Below are 20058 nucleotides of genomic sequence, written 5' to 3'. Positions count from 1 at the left end.
GTTCCGCGGCTTCGCCCCAGTGAGCCTTTCCGCCACGGCGCTCCCACCGGCCGCATATTGGGGACGGTGTCATGACCTGCGCCGTCGCGACCTCAGAGCCGTCTCGGCCCCCTGACCACGTCGTGAGAAGGCTCACTCATAAGCGTTCTTCGGCTTTTTGATCCTGCGCAGGCTCTGCCCGTACAGGTCGTGCATGCCCGTGGCCGGCCTGCGGGTCTTCGGCGGCCGGTAGACGCCGACCACCTGGACCCAGGTGCCGTCGGCGGGCTTGTCCAGCCCGTGCACGATCACCTGGAACGGGACGGCGTCACCGGCGCAGCAGGTCATCTTCAGCCGGGTCAGGTACCAGCCGTCGCCCTCTTTGCGGGAGCGCACGAAGCCGGTCAGCCGCACCTGCACGTCCGTCAGTCCGTTGGGCATCCCGGTCTGCGTCTCGAACGAACGGCCGATGAACTCGCCCAGCGTCATGTCGATCGGCTCGCCGGTGGGGACGAGCCGCCGGTAGCCCTCGGCGGGCGGGGAGGGCGGCGCGGCCGGACGGTCGGTGCCGCGGGCGGCGGTGAAGGACCCCAGCGCGGGCGGCGCGATCACGAAGATCGCCAGCGCGGGCAGGCACAGCAGCCACGCCACCCGCGGTCCGTGCCCGTGATCGTGCCCGTGGCCATGGCCGTGGGCGCCGTCGGGGGAGGCGCCGGGGGAGTCGTGCCAGTCGCGACGCAGCCCGGCGGCGCCGAGCGCGGCCATCGCCACCGCCGCGGCGACCAGCAGCGGCCGGAAGCCGGGTTTGACATAGTTGAGGTACTCGTCGGTCGCCAGCGTGATCCACAGCACCGCCGCGCCGAGCGTGATCAGCAGCAGGTTCTGCGCCGGCCTGCTCACTGCAGCACCCCTCCCACGACCAGGCTGACCGTCACCGCGAGCGTGAACGTCAGCGGGACGAAGCGCAGCGCGAAGCGGCGCCCGAAGAACCCGGCCTGCAACGCGATCAGCTTCAGGTCCACCATCGGCCCCACCACCAGGAAGGCCAGCTTGGCGGTGGGGGAGAACTGCGTCAGGCTGGCGGCCACGAAGGCGTCGGCCTCCGAGCAGATCGACATCAGCACCGCCAGCAGCGCCAGCGTCAGCACCGACACCACCGGCACCCCGGCCAGGCCGTCCACCCAGGAGGCGGGCACCACCACGTTGATGGTGGCCGCCGCCATGCCGCCGACCACCAAAAAGCCCCCGGCGTGCATGAGGTCGTGCCGCATCGCCTGCCGGAAGGACTCCCAGCGCGCCGCGGCCCCGGCGGCGGCGAGCGGGCGGGACGGCACGCGCAGCCACTCGCCCCGCCCCAGCAGCAGCCACGCCCAGCCGGCCAGCACGGCCACGATCAGCGAGGCGGCGAACCGGCCGAGCACCATCTGCGGCGAGTCCGGGAAGGCCACCGCGGTGGCCACCAGCACCACGGGGTTGATGGCGGGGGCGGCCAGCAGGAAGGTCAGCGCGGCGGCGGGCGCGACCCCGCGCGCCATCAGCCCTCCGGCCACCGGCACCGAAGCGCACTCGCAGCCCGGCAGCACCGCTCCCATCACCCCGGCCACCGGCACCGCGGCGCCGGAGCGGCGGGGCAGCACCCGCCGCCACACCGCCGGCGGCACGAACGCGGTGATGGCCGCCGACAGCATCACCCCGAAGACCAAAAAGGGCAGGGCCTGCACGCAGATCGCCACGAAGACGGTGGTCCAGGTCTCCAGGGCCGCCGCCTCGATTCGCGGCGCCACCCAGATCCGGCCCGCCGCCATTGCGGCCGCCAGTGCCACGAAGGCCCACAGTGCGCGGGTCCCCGGGCTCATCGTCGTGCCCGGAGCCCACTCCGGCGGCGGAAGCAACTCCTCGTCGTAGGGATCGGCTGTGTTCAGGCCGCTGCGGTCGGTCATGGCGGCCATGCTGCCAGAGCCTTCCCGGCCCGGGGGCCGAATCCCTCCTTGCGGACCGTCCCAAAAGATCTACCTGGACGGCTGAATAAACCCCCGCGTTCGGTCTGTTCTTGGTAACGGCTCCCCCAGTCGCGGTACGGCGGCGGTCAACAGGCCGTCAAGTCCGGCCGCATGACGACAAAGCCGCATAAATCGGGGCCTGCCGCCCGCCAGGTGGCGGCCCGCACCGCCGGCACCGCCGCTGAGCCGCGGCGCCCCGGTCCCTGAGACCCGTGCGGTGATCTTCCCGACTTCTCCTCGGGCCGTGAGGCCGGCGATCGCATGCCCATGCGGGCTTTTTGCGGCGAGTTCGCCCAGCCGTCCACGCGAAAGGAAATCCATTGCGCACGTCCGCCAAGCACATCGCCCTGACCGGTGTCGCCGGAGCCGTCCTGGTCACCGGGGTCACCGCCGGGACGATCGCCAAGGTGAACGCCGCCTCCGCCGCCGGCGGTCAGAGCACGGCGAGCGCCCGGCAGGACTCGGCGGACGCCCGGCGGGCCGCCCCGGGCGATTCGGGTGAGGTGCTGCTGACCGGCACCACCACCGCCTCCTACTTCTGGGACGACGGCTCTGGCATCAGGGGCGACACCGGCGCCCCCGCCAGCGGCAAACCCATGCAGAAGGGCATGTTCGCCAGCCCGAGCTGGCCGATGCTGACCAAGGTCCGCGTCACCTACGGCGGCCGCAGCGTCACCGGTTTCATCGGCGACCGCGGGCCCGGTGAGCCCTCGCACCGGGGCATCATGCTCGACCTGGACACCCACTCGTTCCGCTACCTGCTGGACGGCGGCAAGCCCAAGGACGACTACCACGCCGGCGGTGGCACGGGTCACCTCAAGGGCGTCAAGTACGAGGTCCTGGAGTGGGGACCGGGGCCGGGGGAGAAGGGCGCCCCCAAGCCGTTCGGTTCCTGACCGGAGGACCCCCGCGAGGCGGGCGGCCACGATGGCCGCCCGCCTCGCGCCGTCTCCGCCCCGCTCGGATGATCTTGAACACGGTGTCTTGTGACGCGAAGCGCGGAAAGGTTAGGCTCACCTTCGTTAGGCGAGGCTAACCTAACTGTCGTCGCCTTGGTGGGGATCTCCCCGGACGACTCGCGCGGAAAGGACACCCATGCCCCTCCCCCCGACCTGCGACTCGGCCGATCACGTGCACGATGTGGTGGGCATCGGTTTCGGCCCCTCCAACCTGGCGCTGGCCATCGCGCTGCGTGAGCACAACGCGACGGCGGCCGAAGGGGACCGGATCGAAGCGGTGTTCTTCGAACGGCAGCCGGCCTTCGGCTGGCACCGGGGAATGCTCATCGACGGCGCCACCATGCAGGTGTCCTTTCTGAAGGACCTGGTGACGATGCGCAACCCGACCAGCGAGTTCAGCTTCCTGAACTACCTGCGGGAGCGCGGCCGGCTGGCCGACTTCATCAACCACAAGACGCTCTTCCCCTCCCGCGCGGAATTCCACGACTACCTCGAATGGGCCGCCGGGCACTTCGACGGCCAGGTCGAATACGGCGCCGAGGTGGTGACGGTCCGCCCGGTGCCCGAACAGGGGCCCGCCACGGCCCTGGATGTGGTGGTCCGCCGCGGCGGCTCGGCCGACGAACTGGTCACCCACCGCACCCGCAACCTGGTGATCGCCATCGGGCTGGAGCCGGTGCTGCCGCCGGAGGCCCCGGCCGGCGAGCGCGTATGGCACAGCCACGAGCTGCTGCACCGCACCCCCGCCCTGCACGACCCCAAACGGCTGCTGGTGGTCGGAGCCGGCCAGAGCGCCGCCGAGGTCACCGAGTACCTGCACCGCACCTTCCCGGCCGCCGAGATCTGCGCGGTCTTCGCCAGGTACGGCTACACCCCCGCCGACGACAGCTCCTTCGCCAACCGCATCTTCGACCCGGAGGCGGTGGACCACTTCTACGCCGCCCCCGAGGACGTCAAGCGGATGCTGCTGGACTACCACCACTCCACCAACTACTCGGCGGTGGACATGGACCTCATCGACGAGCTGTACCGGCGCCTCTACCAGGAGAAGGTCACCGGCCGGCGGCGGCTGCGCCTGTTCAACGTCTCGCGCATCGCCGATGTGGAGGCCACCGGCTCCGCCGTCCGCGCCTGCGTGGAGTTCCTGCCGACCGGCGAGCGCACCGAGCTGGAGGCCGACGCGCTGATCTACGCCACCGGCTACCGCGTCGGCGACCCGTCCGCACTGCTGGGCGAAGTGGGGGAGCACTGCCTGCGCCGGCCCGACGGCACGCTGCGGGTGGAACGCGACTACCGGATCGCCACCACCGATGCGCTGCGCTGCGGCATCTACGTCCAGGGCGCCACCGAGCACACCCACGGCATCGCCTCGACACTGCTGTCGGTCACCGCGATCCGGGTCGGCGAGATCGTCCAATCCCTCACCGCCGCCCGCTCCGCGGCCCCCAACCCGCCTTATGCGCTCTCCCGGTGACCCGGACGGCTCCCGGCAGGGAGTGATCATCGGCCTGAGCTGAACCCCCGGCCCGCTATCGCGCCGCCTCCGAAGGCTCCTCGGAGGCGGCGATCGCTTTGGCGGCCGGAGAGCTCGTGCCCTCCGCGGACGCCTCGGCCCTGGAGGAGGCGGCCTCGGCGGCCTGCGCCCGGCCGGTGCTCGCCGGCGGATCCTCCGCCGTCACCTTGCTGCCGTCCGGTGCGATCGGCGCGGTCACCTGGGTGCGCAGGTACAGGGCGAGCACCGCGGTCAGCAGGGCGCCCGCCGCGGCGATCTGCTCCTGGGTGATGTCCCAGCCGAAGGACACGCCCAGCTGCAGCACCGCCGCCAGCAGCCCGGCGGCCGCCGGGATCGCCTTCTCCCTGGCGACGACCCAGGAGACGGCCAGGCCCATCGCCATGGTGGCCACGGCGTTGATGCCCGCCTGCTGCTCTTCGGTCAGCTCCACGCCCCAGGCGACGAGGAACTGCACGGTGATGGCGACCAGGGCCAGCCAGGCGGCCGGATCCCTGCCGAGGAGAACCTTCACTGCCCACCTCCGGGAGGGCTCGGGAGCAAGGACGCCAGGCCCGGTCACTGGGGAAATCGCTACACCGCCCGAATCGTTACGTTCGGTGATCATTCATCTGCGCTTCGTTTCCGCGAGGTGCACGCGAAGGCGAACGGCGCGGCATCCGGCCCCGTGCCAGGAGGCCGCGTGGAAATCAGCCGGGCGCCCGTCCGGGGCGGGTTTCAGGAGGCGATGATGCGCCGGGCCCTGTCGAACAGCGCGAGCGTGATGGAGTGCAGCAGGTCGCCGGTCTCCCGGGGCGCCTTGCCCGCACAGGCCCGCGCGTGCGTGCCCTCCAGCACGATGCCCAGCTTGAAACAGGCCAGCACGGTGTACCAGTCGATGGCCGTCAGATCCCGGCCCGCGACCGCCTCCGGCCGCTCGGCGTAGGCGGCCACCAGCTCGGCGGGGGAGGGCAGGCCGCCCGCCAGCCCCAGCGGCCCGGCGATCTGCGCGCTGCCGTCGCGCTCGTCCGGCCAGGTGGCCAGCAGCCAGCCCAGGTCCAGCAGCGGGTCGCCGATCGTGCACATCTCCCAGTCCACGATCGCCGCCACCTGCGGCCCGTCGTAGCGGAACATCAAGTTGGCCAGGTGGTAATCGCCGTGCATGATCCCCGGCCGCCAGTGCAGCGGCCGGTTCCGCTCCAGCCAGCCGGCCACCTCCGCAAGCCCCGGGATCTGCGGGCCGGGGTAGCCCTCCAGCGCCGAGTACGAATCCAGCTCCGACAGCCACCGGCTGACCTGCCGCTCCAGGAAACCCTCCGGCCTGCCGAAGTCGCCCAGCCCGACCGCCTCGTGGTCGACCGCCCCCAGCGCGGCCAGCGCCCGCGCCGCCTCCAGCCCCATGCGGTGCCGCACGGCCGGGTCGCCGGCGTGCAGGGCGGGCAGCTCGGTGGTGGCGTTGAAGCCCTCCACCGGCGTCATCAGGTAGAACACCGCGCCGTGCATCACCTGCTCGTCCGTGCAGGCGGCGATGACGCGCGGGGCGGGCACGTCGGTGCCGTCCAGGGCCGTCAGCACCCGCGCCTCCCGGCGCAGCACGTCGTTGGTGCGCGCCCGCAGGTGCTTGGGGCCGCGCCGCAGCACGTACTCCCGTCCCCCGCGGCGCAGCCTGACCAGCACGTTCTGGGTGCCGCCGGACAGCGGCCGCACATCCTCCAGCGGCCCGCCGGGCAGGCCCTGGCCGTCCATCCACGCGGCCAGGACCTTCAGGTCCACCACGTCCGGATCGATCTGCGCGCTCACCCCACGGAGGCTAACAGCCGGCCGGTCACGGCGCGTGCAGAGCCGTCCGCCGGGGCATCCGCGATCCCGGCCGCCGGGATATCACCGGCCGGGACCCATTACGTCCTGGTAGATCAATTTTTGATCGACTTTTCCCAGGTGGGGTGTTTCTTGTAGCGTTCGAGCGCTTTCACTGTGCCGCGCCGGTCAGGCGCGCAGGGCTTGGACCAGGAAGGACGCCCACACGGCGTGAGGACATGAGCGTGCTTTTGGCATTCGTCGTGATGCTCGCGACGTGGTTCGTCACCGCGGTATGCCGCTCCGGCAGGAGGCAGGACGGTGGCGGTGGCCACCCCGAGTCCATGACCAAGGTGCTCGAACCCGAGGACGAGGAATACCTGGCCTGGCTGGCCGACCGGCACTGGCCGGCCGACGAGTACCTGGACCTGGAACGGCAATGGCGGGCCGAGCTGGCCATCGAGGGCATGCCCGACCCGCACCCGTGCCCGGGCTGCCGGCGCCGGGAGGAGGACGTGTGGCCGTGCCGGATGTGCGGGCTGCTGCTGCACGCCGGCTGCGGCCACGGCATGCGCAAGCGGCGCGTCGTACGTCCCTACCGGACCCGCGACATGCAGGCCGAGGCGGTCATCGCCGAGTGGATCTGCGTCAACTGCTCCTCGGTCGTCGCCTTGGACCTCGACCAGGAACCCGAAGAGGACTGACCTCCTCCCGGAGGAGACGCGCCGGCCCGCCCCGCGGGCGAGGCGGGCCGGAAGGCCTCAGCGGCGGGGCTGCCCGGGCAGGCCCTTGTCGAGCCCGGCCCGTCGCAGCGCGTCGGCCATCGCGCCGCCCATCAGCGGGCCGCTCTGCCCGCGGCCGCCCCGCGGACCGCCGCGTCCCTGCCTGCCGTCGCGGCGCCCGCCGCCCCGGCCCTGCCCGGAGCGCTGCCGGTCGGCCGGGTCGTCGTCCAGCCGCAGCGTCAGCGAGATCCGCTTGCGCGGGATGTCCACATCCAGCACCCGCACCTTGACGATGTCGCCGGGCTTGACCACCTCGCGCGGGTCGCTGACGTAGTTCTTGGACATCGCCGAGATGTGCACCAGCCCGTCCTGGTGCACGCCCACGTCCACGAACGCCCCGAACGCGGCCACGTTGGTGACCACGCCCTCCAGCACCATGCCGGGCTTGAGGTCCTCCAGCGTCTCCACCCCGTCGGCGAACGCCGCGGTCTTGAACGCCGGGCGCGGGTCCCGGCCGGGTTTTTCCAGCTCGGCCAGGATGTCGGTCACCGTGGGCAGCCCGAAGGTGTCATCGACGAAGTCGGCGGGCTTCAGCGACCGCAGCACCTTGGTGTTGCCGATCAGCGAGCGGATGTCGGTGCCGGTGGCGTCCAGGATCCGCCGCACCACCGGGTAGGCCTCCGGGTGCACCGCCGAGGCGTCCAGCGGGTCGTCCCCGCCGGGGATGCGCAGGAACCCGGCGCACTGCTCGAACGCCTTGGGCCCCAGCCGCGGCACCTCCTTGAGCGCCTGCCGGGTGCGGAAGGGGCCGTTGGCCTCCCGGTGGGCCACGATGTTGGCCGCCAGGCTCTCCCCGATGCCCGACACCCGGGTCAGCAGCGGCACCGAAGCGGTGTTGACGTCCACCCCGACGGCGTTCACGCAGTCTTCCACCACCGCGTCCAGCGACCGCGACAGCTTGGTCTCCGACACGTCGTGCTGGTACTGGCCCACCCCGATCGACTTGGGGTCGATCTTGACCAGCTCGGCCAGCGGGTCCTGCAGCCGGCGGGCGATGGAGACCGCACCGCGCAGCGACACGTCCAGATCCGGCAGCTCCTGGGCGGCGTAGGCGGAGGCCGAGTACACCGACGCGCCCGCCTCCGAGACCACCACCTTGGTCAGCTTCAGCTCCGGGTGCCGCTTGATCAGCTCCCCGGCCAGGCGGTCGGTCTCCCGGGAGGCGGTGCCGTTGCCGATGGCCACCAGCTCCACCGCGTGCTTCTTGGCGAGGGCGGCCAGCACCGCGATCGACTCGTCCCAGCGGCGCTGCGGCTCGTGCGGGTAGATGGTCGCGGTGTCGACGACCTTGCCGGTGCCGTCCACCACCGCCACCTTCACCCCGGTGCGCAGCCCCGGGTCCAGCCCCATGGTGGGACGGGTGCCGGCCGGCGCGGCCAGCAGCAGATCCCGCAGATTGGCGGCGAACACCCGCACCGCCTCGTCCTCGGCCTCGGTGCGCAGCCGGGTCCGCAGGTCGATGCCCAAATGCACCAGGATGCGGGTGCGCCAGGCCCAGCGCACCGTCTCGGTCAGCCACCGGTCGGCGGGCCGCCCCCGGTCGGCGATGCCGAACGTCTCGGCGATCTTGCGCTCGTACCAGGACGGGCCGGGCGCGGCGGCGGCCTCATCGTCGGCCTCCGGCGACAGCTCCAGGTCGAGGATCTCCTCCTTCTCCCCGCGGAACATCGCCAGGATCCGGTGCGAGGGCAGCTCGGTGAACGGCTCGGAGAAGTCGAAGTAGTCGGCGAACTTGGCGCCGGCCTCCTCCTTGCCCTCCCGCACCCGCGAGATCAGCCGCCCGTGCGTCCACATCCGCTCCCGCAGCGCCCCGATCAGGTCGGCGTGCTCGGCGAACCGCTCCACCAGGATCGCCCGCGCCCCCTCCAGCGCCGCGTTCGCGTCGGCCACGCCCTTGTCGGGGTCCACGAACGCCGCGGCGGCGGTCTGCGGGTCCTGGGCGGGGTCGCTCAAGAGCCCGTCGGCCAGCGGCTCCAGCCCCGCCTCCCGGGCGATCTGTGCCTTGGTGCGCCGCTTGGGCTTGTACGGCAGGTAGATGTCCTCCAGCCGGGCCTTGGAGTCGGCCTGGCGGATCTGCTGCTCCAGCTCCTCGGTGAGCTTGCCCTGGGAGCGGATCGACTCCAGGATCGCCTCTTTGCGTTCCTCCAGCTCGCGCAGGTAGCGCAGCCGTTCTTCCAGCCGGCGCAGCTGGGTGTCGTCCAGCCCGCCGGTCGCCTCCTTGCGGTAGCGGGCGATGAACGGCACCGTGGCGCCGCCGTCCAGCAGTTCCACGGCCACCCGGACCTGGTGCTCGCGCACCCCGAGCTCTTCGGCGATCCGCAGGTACAGCGCGTTGCCGGAGCCGCCGGGGGCTCCGGTCTGGGACATCGTCACGATCTCGATCCGCCTTCTGTTCCGTTGACGGCACAGCATTGTGCAGGTGATCGGGCCGCTTGTCGCGCCGATGCCCGTCTTCCGCCGGTCCGTCCGGTGCCGTACCGTCGTGACATGGGAAGGCCGTTGATCCTGCGGCGGCGGCGCGTTCTGACGGCGCTAGCGGCGCGTCCAGTCCGGTTGCAGGAAGTCCGCCACCCGGGCGTGCCGGCCCAGCAGCACCACCTCGCGGAACTGCCACAGCATCGCCCCGGTGGGGGCGTGGATCGTCATCCGCGGGCCCAGCGTCATCTGCAGCAGCCGCCCGCCGTCCAGCTGCGGCACCCAGCGCACCGCGTCGTCGGCGGCCAGCCGGGTCAGCGGGACGTGGTGCACCGAGCGCACCTCGCCGGGGTTGGGACGCAGCGGCCCCGGCTCCGGCAGCGCCAGCACCAGCGGGGCGATGACGAACCCGGAGGCGGCGGGGAAGTCGTCCAGTCTGCCCAGCACGTGCTCCGGCCCGGCGGCCAGGCCGATCTCCTCTTGCAGCTCGCGCAACGCGGCCTGCAGATCGCCTTCCCCCTCATCCACCCGTCCGCCCGGCAGCCCCCACTGGCCGGGATTGCGTCCCCGGTCCGCCCGCTTGATCACGATCACCGACGGGACGTCCGCCTCCGGGACCACGCACAGGGCCACGGCCGCCCGCCGCACTCCCGGACCGCCCTCCAGCGCCAGGCGCCGGTGCGCGGCCAGCCGGTCACGGGCCACGGAGATGAACGCGGGAAGGCCGGTGAGATGGTCGCTGCTCATCGAAGAATCTTCTCAAGCCGCCCCCAATGCGGCACCGGCGGCATGGTCCTCTCCGCCGGGCCGCGGGAAGTCCCGGTGCGCTTTCGGTCAGCTGGTTTCCCCGGCTTCGAGGGCCTCGACGGCCTCCGGTGCGCGCCACGCCGGGGCGCGGCATCGTCTCCGCCTCCGGAATACCCGCCCTGATCTGCGGAAACGATGTGCTTCGAAGAGCGCGGCGCGGCGGATTTCCCCAAAAACCCTCGAACATATGTTCCAGGATGGGATGCTGGTGCGCACCGGATCAGGTGAGGAGGACGACCATGGACCTCAGGCCCTTGATGGCGCCGGCCGCCGAGGCCGCCATCGCGATCGTGGCGGACATCGACGACGCCCGGCTCGGCGACCCCACCCCCTGCCCCGACTTCGACGTCCGCGCCCTGCTGAACCACCTGGCCAAATGGACCGGCGAGCGCGCCTGGGCGGCCGCCCGCAAGCAGCCGCCGCCCGGCTCCGACGGGCCGGACCTGACCGCCGAACCCGGCTGGGCGGCCCGCTACGCCGAGCAGGCCCGGCGCACCGCGGCGGCCTGGTCCGAACCGGACGCCTGGGAGGGCGCCGCCAACCTGACCGGCCAGGCGGAGATGCCCGCCCCGTTCGTCGGCGGCATCCTGTTCGTGGAGTTCCTGGTGCACGGCTGGGACCTGGCCGTGGCCACCGGCCGCAAGGCCGCCTTCGGGGACGACCTGGAGCAGGCGCTGCTGGGGCACGTGCAGACCATGGCCGACACGGCGCGCAAGTTCGGCGCGTTCGGCCCCGAGGTCCCCGTCCCGCCGTCGGCGTCGCCGCTGGAGCGCGCCCTGGGCCTGGCCGGCCGCGACCCGCACTGGACGCCCTGACCGCCCCGCCGGCCGCGGACGAGGCGAGGGAGGTCCCCGGAAAGCCCTAGGCTTATCCCCATGTCGACGTCTCCGATCCGTGTACGCTTCGCACCTTCCCCGACCGGCATGTTCCACGTCGGCGGGGCCCGTTCCGCCCTGTTCAACTGGGTGATGGCCCGGCAGTCCCAAGGGACGCTGGTGTTGCGGATCGAAGACACCGACGCCTCCCGCAACAAGCCCGAGTGGACCGAGGGCATCATCCGGGCGCTGGCGTGGCTGGGCATCGACTCCGGCGAGTACGAGGGCCCCTACTTCCAGTCCCAGAACATCGAAGAGCACCACAAGGCGCTGCACACCCTGCTGGAGCAGGGCCGCGCCTACTACTGCGACTGCACCCGCGAGGACGTGACCGCCCGCACCGGCGACCCCAACAAGGGCTACGACGGCCACTGCCGCGACCGCGGTCTCGGCCCCGGCGAGGGCCGCGCGGTCCGCTTCCGCACCCCCGATGAGGGGCAGACCGTGGTGGTCGACCTGATCCGCGGCAAGCCCACCTTCGAGAACCGGGTGCTGGAGGACTTCGTCATCGCCCGCTCCAACGGGACGGTGCCGTTCCTGCTGGCCAACGTGGTCGACGACATCACCCAGCGCATCACCCACGTGGTCCGCGGCGAGGAGCACCTGTCCAACACCCCCAAGCAGCAGCTGCTGTGGGAGGCGCTGGGGCACCGCCCGCCGGTGTGGGCGCACGTCCCCGTGATCGTCAACGAGAAGCGCCAGAAGCTGTCCAAGCGCCGCGACAAGGTCGCCCTGGAGGACTACCAGGCCGAGGGCTACCTGCCGGAGGCGATGCGCAACTACCTGATGCTGCTGGGCTGGGCCCCCTCCGGGGACCGCGAGGTGGTGCCCTGGGAGGTCATCGAGCGGGAGTTCCGCATCGAGGACGTCAACGCCTCCCCGGCGTTCTTCGACGTCAAGAAGCTCCGGGCGATCAACGGCGACTACATCCGGGCGCTGTCGGTGGAGGAGTTCATCGACGCCTGCCGCCCGTTCCTGGAGAAGGCCCCCTTCAAGGTCGACATGGACGTCTTCGCCCGCCTGGCCGAGCTGGCCCAGACCCGCGTGGCGGTGCTGTCGGAGATCATCCCCATGGTCGACTTCGCCTTCCTGGACGAGCCGGTCTTCGACGAGCAGTCCTGGAACAAGGCCATGAAGGACCCGGCCGCCCAGATCCTGGCCGCCGCCGAGGACGCCTACCGCGACGCCCCCTGGCAGGCCGACGAGCTGAAGACCCGCCTGGAGCAGGTCGGCGCAACCTTCGGCCTCAAGCTCGGCAAGGCCCAGGCCCCCGTCCGCGTCGCCGTCACCGGCCGCACCGTCGGCCTCCCCCTGTTCGAATCCCTGGAAGTCCTGGGCCGCGAGGCCACCTTGACCCGCATCGCCGCCGCCCGCGCCCGCCTGGAGAGCTGACCCGCCCGCTCACGCCGTCCGCCCGCCTCACCCAAGACCGGGCGGACGGCGTGAACGTGCACTGAACCTTTTCACATCCTCTGGCCGGGTCCCGAAGCGGCCGTCCAGTGGCTGCGTGACCTGCGCGAAGAGTGGCCGGCCGCGCTGGAGCGGCTCACCGGCGCCGAACTGGACGCCACCGCTCCCTTCCCCTGGCGGGACGACCCCGCGCACACCGTCGCCCACATGATCGCCTGGGTGAACGCCGAGCTGGTGAAGAACGTCGCCGAGATCGGCCGGCTTCGCCTGCTGCGCGCCGCCGCCCCCAAATACAGCGTCCCGGCCGCCTCCACCTTGCCCCGGGACGGGCCGTGGACCTTCCGGGCACCGTCATACCGGGGCAGTCCGGACGCTCCATCTTGTGATGCGGCCCGAATGCTCCAGTGACCACCCGGGCTGGAGAACAGGCGAGCGGCCCTCGGGGGCGCCGCGTCAGAGGGCCGGGCCGCCGGGGCCGGGCAGCCTGTCGAGGGTGCCCTGCAGGGCGTCCACTCGGCGGGCCAGTTCCTCCACCGCAGGGCGCAGGTGGGCCGGGGATTCCTTCAGCACCGTGTCGACCTGTTCGGAGATCTCCGCCACGCGGGAGGTCAGCTCGCCATGCGGCAGCGGCAGCGGGCCTTCGGGGACCTCGGCCCGAGCCCGCAGCAGGGCCGCCTGCTCGCGGAGCAGGGCCGCCTGTTCGCGCAGTTGGCGGTTCTTGCGGTGCAGCTCCACGAACACCGACACCTTGGCGCGCAGCACCCACGGGTCGAACGGCTTGGCGATGAAGTCCACCGCGCCGGCGGCGTACCCGCGGAAGGCGTAGTCGGGGTCGCTGTCGACCGCCGTCAAGAAGATGATCGGCACGTCCCGGGTCTTCTTGCGGCGTTTGATGTCACGGGCCGTTTCGAACCCGTCCATCCCCGGCATCACCACATCCAGCAGGATCACCGCGTACTCGTCGGTGAGCAGCGCCTTGAGCGCCTCTTCTCCGCTGCGGGCGCGCACCAGGTCCTGGTCCAGGGAACTGAGGATCGCCTCCAGCGCGACGAGGTTCTCCTCACGATCGTCCACGAGAAGGATCTTGGCCTTGTCATCCACGCCTGGGGTCTCCTGATCATGGTCGGCGCCGGGCGGGCCCGGCGCTCAGCGCGCCGCGGAGCGCCGCAGCCACGTTCGCATGATGTCCAGCAGGTGATCCACGTCCACCGGTTTGGGGATGTAGTCGGACGCCCCCGAGGCCAGGCTCTTCTCCCGGTCGCCCTTCATCGCCTTGGCGGTGATGACGATGATCGGCAGGTCGGTGAACTGCGGCATCCCGCGGATCGCCTCGGTGGTGGCGTACCCGTCCAGGCCCGGCATCATCACGTCCATGAGCACCAGCGCCACGTCCGGGTTGCGCTGCAGCAGGTCGATGCCGGCCTGGCCGTCCTCGGCGTACAGCACCTCCATGCCGTAGCCCTCCAGCACGCTGGCCAGTGCGAAGACGTTGCGCACATCGTCGTCGACGATCAGCACTTTGCGGCCGGACAGCACCGCATCCAGATGCTCGGCCGGCGGGTCCTCCAGGAAGCCCGCCGACCGGGCCGCGCCGCCGACCGCCGGACGCTCGGAGGAGACCGGCGGGTCGATCGCCACGGCGGCGGGCGGCGGATCCTGCGGTACGGCCGCTGCGGGCGGCTCGGCCGCCGCCGGCTGGGCGGTCCCGCTCTCCCGGTACTGGACGGGCAGGTAGAGGGTGAACTTGCTGCCCTTGCCCACCCGGCTTTGGGCGTGGATCTCCCCGCCCAGCAGGTGGGCGATGTTGCGGCTGATCGACAGGCCCAGCCCGGTGCCTCCGTAGCGGCGGCTGGTGGTGCCGTCCGCCTGCTGGAACGCCTCGAAGATCACCTGCAGTTTGTCCTCGCTGATGCCGATCCCGGTGTCGCTGACCTCGAAACCGATCACCAGCGGCGCCTCTCGCAGCGCCGGCGCGGTGAACTCCACGCCCTCGGCGGGTGCGATGGTCAGCCGCACCCGGCCTTCGGAGGTGAACTTGACCGCGTTCGACAGCAGGTTGCGCAGCACCTGCTGCAGCCGCTGCTCGTCGGTGAACAGCACCTCGGGCACCTGCGGGGAGACCTCGACGGCGAAGTCCAGCCCCTTGTCGACCGCCAGCGGCCGGAACGTGGCGTCCACGTAGTCGACCAGCTTGGTGAACGCCAGCGGCTGGGGGTGCACCTCCATCTTGCCGGCCTCCACCTTCGACAGGTCGAGGATGTCGTTGATCAGCTGCAGCAGGTCGGTGCCGGAGTCGTGGATGGTCTTGGCGAACTCCACCTGCTTGGGGGTCAAATTGCCCTCGGGGTTCTCCGACAGCAGCTTGGCCAGCACCAGCAGGCTGTTGAGCGGCGTGCGCAGCTCGTGCGACATGTTCGCCAGGAACTCCGACTTGTAGCGCGACGACAGCGCCAGCTGCTCGGCCCGCTCCTCCAGGGTGCGGCGGGCCTGCTCGATCTGGAAGTTCTGGATCTCGATCGCCCGGTTCTGCTTGGCCAGCAGCGCCGCCTTCTCCTCCAGCTCGGCGTTGGAGCGGCGCAGCTCGGCCTGCTGACGCTGCAGCTCATCGGAGCGTTCCTGCAACTGCTGCGCCAGCCGCTGGGACTCGGCCAGCAGCGCCTCGGTGCGGGAGTTGGCGTTGATGGCGTTGATGGTCACCCCGAGGTTCTCGGTGAACTGGTCGAAGAACGCCAGGTGCGTGTCGGTGAACCCGCTGAAGGAGGCCAGCTCGATGGCCCCCTGCACCTGGCCTTCGAACAGGATCGGCAGCACGATGACGTGCGTGGCCGGCGCCTGCCCCAGCCCCGAGCGGACGGTGACGTAGTCGGGCGGCGCATCGTCGACCAGGATCGTGCGCCGCTCCAGCGCCGCCTGCCCGACCAGGCCCTCGCCCATCCGGAACGCCACCGCGTCCGGCTCGGCCCGCACCCCGTACCCGGCGATGAGCGCCAGCTCGCTCTCCCCGTCCGCACCCGGACGGGCCAGGTAGAACGCGCCGTAGTTGGCCGAGACGGTCTGGGCCAGCTCACTCATGATCAGCTGCGCCAGCTGCGTGACGTCCCGGTGGCCCTGCAGCATCCCGCCGATGCGGGCCAGGTTGGACTTCAGCCAGTCCTGCTCCCGGTTGGCCCGCGTGGTCTCGCGCAGCGTCGCCACCATCAAATTGACGTTGTCCTTCAGCTCGGCGACCTCGCCGGCGGCCTCCACCGTGATCTCCCGGCTCAGATCGCCGCTGGCCACCGCGCTGGTGACCGCGGCGATCGCCCGCACCTGGGTGGTCAGGTTGGAGGCCAGCTCGTTGACGTTCTCGGTCAGGCGCTTCCAGGTGCCCGAGACCCCCTCGACCTTGGCCTGCCCGCCCAGGCGTCCCTCGGTGCCGACTTCGCGGGCCACCCGCGTCACCTCGTCGGCGAACGCCGACAGGGTGTCGACCATCGTGTTGATCGTCGTCTTCAGCTCCAGGATCTCCCCGCGCGCATCGACGTCGATCTTCTTGGTCAGGTCCCCGTGCGCCACCGCCGTGGTGACTTGTGCGATGTTGCGGACTTGGTAGGTGAGGTTGGAGGCCATGCCGTTGACGTTGTTGGTGAGGTCTTTCCAGACCCCCGACACGCCGCGCACCTGCGCCTGTCCGCCCAGGCGCCCTTCGGTGCCGACCTCCCGTGCCACTCGGGTGACTTCGTCGGCGAAGGCCGACAGGCGGTCGACCATGGTGTTGAGGGTGTCTTTGAGGTCGGCGATTTCGCCTTGGGCGTCGACGGTGATCTTTTTGGAGAGGTCTCCGTTGGCGCGTGGACTTGGGCTTGGCCGCCGAGGCGTCCTTCGGTGCCGACTTCGCGGGCTACTCGGGTGACTTCGTCGGCGAAGGCCGACAGGCGGTCGACCATGGTGTTGAGGGTGTCTTTGAGGTCGGCGATTTCGCCTTGGGCGTCGACGGTGATCTTTTTGGAGAGGTCTCCGTTGGCGACGGCGGTGGCCACCTGAGTGATGTTGCGGACTTGGTAGGTGAGGTTGGAGGCCATGCCGTTGACGTTGTTGGTGAGGTCTTTCCAGACGCCGGAGACGCCGTGGACTTGGGCTTGGCCGCCGAGGCGTCCTTCGGTGCCGACTTCGCGGGCTACTCGGGTGACTTCGTCGGCGAAGGCCGACAGGCGGTCGACCATGGTGTTGAGGGTGTCTTTGAGGTCGGCGATTTCGCCTTGGGCGTCGACGGTGATCTTTTTGGAGAGGTCTCCGTTGGCGACGGCGGTGGCCACTTGTGCGATGTTGCGGACTTGGTAGGTGAGGTTGGAGGCCATGCCGTTGACGTTGTTGGTGAGGTCTTTCCAGACCCCCGACACGCCGCGCACCTGCGCCTGCCCGCCCAGGCGCCCCTCGGTGCCGACCTCGCGGGCCACCCGCGTCACCTCGTCGGCGAACGCCGAGAGCTGATCGACCATCGTGTTCACGGTGAGCTTGAGTTCCTGCAGCTCACCCACGGCCTCCACGGTGACCTTGCGGGTCAGATCGCCCTTGGCGACCGCCGTCGTCACCGCCGCGATGTCCCGCACCTGCGCGGTCAGCCGTCCCGCCATCACGTTCACCGCGCTGGTGACCTCGCGCCAGCGGCCCGACTGGCCGCGCAGCGGCGCCTGCCCGCCCAGCCGGCCCTCCACGCCGACCTCCCGGGCCACCTGGGTGACCTCCCAGGCGAAATTGTCCAGCTGCTCGACCATGTGGTTGACCGACTTGGCCATCCGCAGCACCTCACCGCGCATGGGACGGCCGCGGAACCGCAATTCCAGCCGCTGAGAAAGATCACCGGCGGCCACCGCCTCGACCACCCGGGCGATTCCGGTGGACAGTTCGGTCAGCTTGTCGATGATCGCATTGGCGTCCTCGACGGTGCTCACCCACGCGCCCCGCGCGGCCGGCGGCGACAACCGCTCCCGCAGATGACCTTCACGGCCCAGCTCCCGGCGCACCCGGGCCATTTCGCCGGCCACATGAGCACCGTTGGCACGAATCTCCTCCACGAGCGCGGCGGCCTCGGCCAACGCCCCGTCGGCGGGCACCTCCACCGACGCCCGAAAACGACCGTCGCGCAGCGCGGCCAGCGCCTTGAGCAGCGGAGCAAGATCGGCATCGCTGTAGCGCGGCGTGGCGTCCCGCTGCGAAACGGCCGGACGTCCCGTGCGAGAGGCGGTCTGCGGCATAGTCTTTTCCTCCTGGCCCGCGCTCACCGAGTCCGGGATCTGCGGACACTCCCGTTGGGCCGTACATTTGCAGTCTGTCACGATGACTGGGATCCATATCGCCTCTTGAACCGGGGAGAACAGGTGGAACGACGAACCTCGTCGGCCACATTCCCGCCTGAGGCCACCTCGGTGGCCGCCGCGCGGCGCTTCGTCCGCCGCACCCTCAGCGACTGGGACATGGAGCAGGTGGTCGACGACGCGATGCTGGCCACCAGCGAGCTGGCGACCAACGCGGTGACCTACGCCGGAACCTCCTTCGAAGTCAGCTGCACCCTGGAGGAGGAAGGGGTGCGGATCGAGGTGCTCGACCGTCACCCCGCCCGCCAGATCGCCATGCCCTCCCTGGAGGCGACCAGCGGACGGGGCCTGCCGTCCATCGACCGGCTCGCCGCGTCCTGGGGCGTGACCTACAACGGCCTCACCAAGGGCGTGTGGTTCCGGCTGCCCAAGACCGCCGACCCCACCCCGCGGCGTTCCGAGCGCCCCGCCCCGCCCACCGGGGACGCCGCGCCCGCCCCGATGGGCGGAGAAGGCGGGACGCGCCCCCGGACGGGGGAGACCTCCCTGGACTCGGCGGTGGCGACGGTCCGGGACATGCTGGACGCCGACGGGGCCGCGGTGCTGCTGGCCGACCGTGAGGGCGAGCTGGTGCCGGGCGCCTCCACCGGCGCCGTCTCCTGGCCGCCTCCCGGCCGGCTCACCGTCGCCGGGCTCGGCCCGCACGCCCGCGCCGGCCTCCCCTGGACGGCCGACGCCTCCGACCCGCTCGCCGCCGCCCTGGGCGCCGCCTCCCTGGCCGCCGCGCCGCTGCAGACCCAAAGCGGGCTGCTCGGGGTGGTGGCCGCCGTGTCCGCCGCACCCGGGCGCTTCGATGAGGCCGCGGGCAGGCGGCTGGGCCGTATCGCCGACGAGCTGACACTGGTTTTGGAACGTGCCCGGCTGGGAGAGCTGGAACGCTCCTGGCGGGGCTGGCTGAGCTTCGTGGCCGAGGCCAGCGACCTGCTGGCCGGCACACTGGACTCCGAACGCACCATGGCCCTGGTCACCCAGCTGGTCGTGCCCCGCCTGGCCACCTGGTGCGCCGTCTACACCGTCGACGAAGGCGGCATCGTCCGTCCCGCCTACGTCTGGCACGCCGACGAGACCCGCGTCGACGCCCTGCGCGAACTGCTGGAGGCCGCCGACGCGGCGCCGCCGCTGGACTCCTCCGGCCCCTGGAACGGATACGCCGCGGCGGCCCCCGACGCCGCCCGCGCGGCGGCCGGTTCCCTCGCCGGCGACCAGGCGTACGCGTTCCCGCTGGTCGCCCGGCGCCGCCGCATGGGCGCCATGGTCATCGGCCGCCCCGCCGGGGAACGCTTCCCCCAGGGCGCGCTCGACCTGGCCGAAGAGCTGAGCCGGCGGGCCGCGCTGGCCATCGACAACGCCCGGCTCTACACCGCGCAGACGGCCATGAGCAGCGCGCTGCAGCGCAGCCTGCTGCCCCCCGGCATCCCCGACATCCCCGGCCTGGAGGTCGCGGTCGTCTACCAGCCGGCCGGCGAGGGCAGCGAGGTCGGCGGGGACTTCTACGACGTGTTCGCCTGCGGCGACCTCAGCGAGTCGGCCCCGGCCTCCCGCTGGCGTTTCGCCATCGGCGACGTGTGCGGCACCGGCCCCGAGGCCGCCGCCGTCACCGGCCTGGCCCGGCACGCCCTGCGCATCCTGGCCGCCGAGGACATGCCCGTCCCCGACGTGCTGGCCCGGCTCAACCGGCTCATCCTCGCCGAAGGGGAACGCGCCCGGCTGCTCACCCTGCTGCACGGCGAGATCACCCCGCTGCCCGGCCGCGCCGGCGTCCGCATCGACCTGGTCAGCGCCGGGCACCCGCCGCCGCTGGTGCTCGACCCGGGCGGCACGGTCCGCGAGGGCGCCGGAGCCCAGCCGCTGCTCGGCGTGTTCGAGGACGTCGACTTCACCCTCGACACCCTGGAGCTGCGCAGCGGCCAGGTGATGCTGTGCGTCACCGACGGGGTGACCGAGCGGCGCGCCGGCGACCGGCTGCTCGGCGACGGCGAGGGCCTGGAACGCCTGCTGGCCGGATGCCGGGGGCTCAGCGCCGGCGCCGTCGCCGCCCGCATCCAGCGCGCGGTGCGTGACTTCGGGCCCGAGCCCTCCAACGACGACGTCGCCTTGATCGTGCTGCGCGCCTCGTGACGGGACGCCCGGCGGCGCGTTCGAACAGGCCTTGTATATGGCATTACGGCATGCCGTATACAGCTGGATGTTC

Annotated in this window: 14 protein-coding genes and 1 pseudogene; 7 read left to right on the top strand and 8 right to left on the bottom strand. The window is 71.6% G+C overall.

Going from position 1 to position 20058, the window contains the following annotated elements; all coding sequences use genetic code 11:
• Positions 1-132 precede the first annotated feature (132 nt).
• Together BUE48_RS13185 and BUE48_RS13180 are read right to left on the bottom strand one after the other, a co-directional pair.
• Positions 133-879, bottom strand: a complete 747-nt coding sequence (locus BUE48_RS13185) for a TIGR03943 family putative permease subunit (RefSeq protein ID WP_012852993.1) — start codon at positions 877-879, stop codon at positions 133-135.
• Positions 876-1928, bottom strand: a complete 1053-nt coding sequence (locus tag BUE48_RS13180; RefSeq protein ID WP_286989969.1) for a permease — start codon at positions 1926-1928, stop codon at positions 876-878. Before BUE48_RS13180 ends, BUE48_RS13185 begins: the two co-directional genes overlap by 4 nt.
• Before the next feature lie 371 nt (positions 1929-2299).
• On the opposite strand from BUE48_RS13180, the gene BUE48_RS13175 reads away from it, so the two are divergent.
• Together BUE48_RS13175 and BUE48_RS13170 are read left to right on the top strand one after the other, a co-directional pair.
• Positions 2300-2875, top strand: a complete 576-nt coding sequence (locus tag BUE48_RS13175; RefSeq protein ID WP_012852991.1) for an RlpA-like double-psi beta-barrel domain-containing protein — start codon at positions 2300-2302, stop codon at positions 2873-2875.
• A 199-nt stretch (positions 2876-3074) separates the two neighbouring features.
• Positions 3075-4412, top strand: a complete 1338-nt coding sequence (locus BUE48_RS13170) for a lysine N(6)-hydroxylase/L-ornithine N(5)-oxygenase family protein (RefSeq protein ID WP_012852990.1) — start codon at positions 3075-3077, stop codon at positions 4410-4412.
• A 55-nt stretch (positions 4413-4467) separates the two neighbouring features.
• Here BUE48_RS13170 and BUE48_RS13165 read toward each other — a convergent pair whose 3' ends face one another.
• Positions 4468-4962, bottom strand: coding sequence for a hypothetical protein (locus tag BUE48_RS13165; protein WP_012852989.1), 495 nt, complete (start codon positions 4960-4962; stop codon positions 4468-4470).
• A gap of 203 nt (positions 4963-5165) precedes the next feature.
• Positions 5166-6227, bottom strand: a complete 1062-nt coding sequence (locus BUE48_RS13160; RefSeq protein WP_012852988.1) for a phosphotransferase family protein — start codon at positions 6225-6227, stop codon at positions 5166-5168.
• Positions 6228-6568: 341 nt separating this feature from the next.
• Here BUE48_RS13160 and BUE48_RS13155 point away from each other — a divergent pair, with 341 nt between their 5' ends.
• Positions 6569-6928 (top strand): hypothetical protein, encoded by a 360-nt coding sequence (locus tag BUE48_RS13155; protein ID WP_286989968.1) that lies wholly within the window; start codon positions 6569-6571, stop codon positions 6926-6928.
• 57 nt (positions 6929-6985) lie between these two features.
• Here BUE48_RS13155 and BUE48_RS13150 read toward each other — a convergent pair whose 3' ends face one another.
• The gene (locus BUE48_RS13150; protein WP_012852986.1) at positions 6986-9373 is read right to left on the bottom strand and encodes a Tex family protein; all 2388 of its coding nucleotides are present in this window, start codon (positions 9371-9373) and stop codon (positions 6986-6988) included.
• 165 nt (positions 9374-9538) lie between these two features.
• Positions 9539-10168 carry an NUDIX hydrolase gene (locus tag BUE48_RS13145; protein ID WP_012852985.1) on the bottom strand — a complete coding sequence of 210 codons (630 nt, stop codon included), beginning with the start codon at positions 10166-10168 and terminating at the stop codon, positions 9539-9541.
• 299 nt (positions 10169-10467) lie between these two features.
• Here BUE48_RS13145 and BUE48_RS13140 point away from each other — a divergent pair, with 299 nt between their 5' ends.
• The 3 genes from BUE48_RS13140 (at position 10468) to BUE48_RS13130 (ending at position 12921) form a co-directional block, all read left to right on the top strand.
• Positions 10468-11043: a TIGR03086 family metal-binding protein gene (locus tag BUE48_RS13140; protein ID WP_286989967.1), complete on the top strand. Its 576-nt coding sequence runs from the start codon at positions 10468-10470 to the stop codon at positions 11041-11043.
• A 60-nt stretch (positions 11044-11103) separates the two neighbouring features.
• Positions 11104-12495: a glutamate--tRNA ligase gene (gltX, locus tag BUE48_RS13135; protein WP_012852983.1), complete on the top strand. Its 1392-nt coding sequence runs from the start codon at positions 11104-11106 to the stop codon at positions 12493-12495.
• Between the two features lie 75 nt (positions 12496-12570).
• Positions 12571-12921 carry a DinB family protein gene (locus BUE48_RS13130; protein WP_286989983.1) on the top strand — a complete coding sequence of 117 codons (351 nt, stop codon included), beginning with the start codon at positions 12571-12573 and terminating at the stop codon, positions 12919-12921.
• 45 nt (positions 12922-12966) lie between these two features.
• Here BUE48_RS13130 and BUE48_RS13125 read toward each other — a convergent pair whose 3' ends face one another.
• Both BUE48_RS13125 and BUE48_RS13120 read right to left on the bottom strand, forming a co-directional pair.
• Complete coding sequence (locus tag BUE48_RS13125) at positions 12967-13614, bottom strand: response regulator (protein ID WP_012852982.1); 648 nt, start codon at positions 13612-13614, stop codon at positions 12967-12969.
• A 45-nt stretch (positions 13615-13659) separates the two neighbouring features.
• Positions 13660-17747 (bottom strand): annotated as a pseudogene (locus BUE48_RS13120) (HAMP domain-containing protein).
• Between the two features lie 123 nt (positions 17748-17870).
• Here BUE48_RS13120 and BUE48_RS13115 point away from each other — a divergent pair.
• Entirely contained in the window at positions 17871-19985 is a 2115-nt protein-coding gene (locus BUE48_RS13115; RefSeq protein WP_041439674.1) for a SpoIIE family protein phosphatase, read from the top strand.
• The last annotated feature ends 73 nt before the right edge of the window (positions 19986-20058 follow it).

This window comes from Thermomonospora sp. CIF 1 (genome assembly GCF_001896795.1).
Classification (GTDB): domain Bacteria; phylum Actinomycetota; class Actinomycetes; order Streptosporangiales; family Streptosporangiaceae; genus Thermomonospora; species Thermomonospora curvata.
Note: the sequence above shows the minus strand (reverse complement) of the source record. Positions and strands in the feature narration are given on the sequence as shown.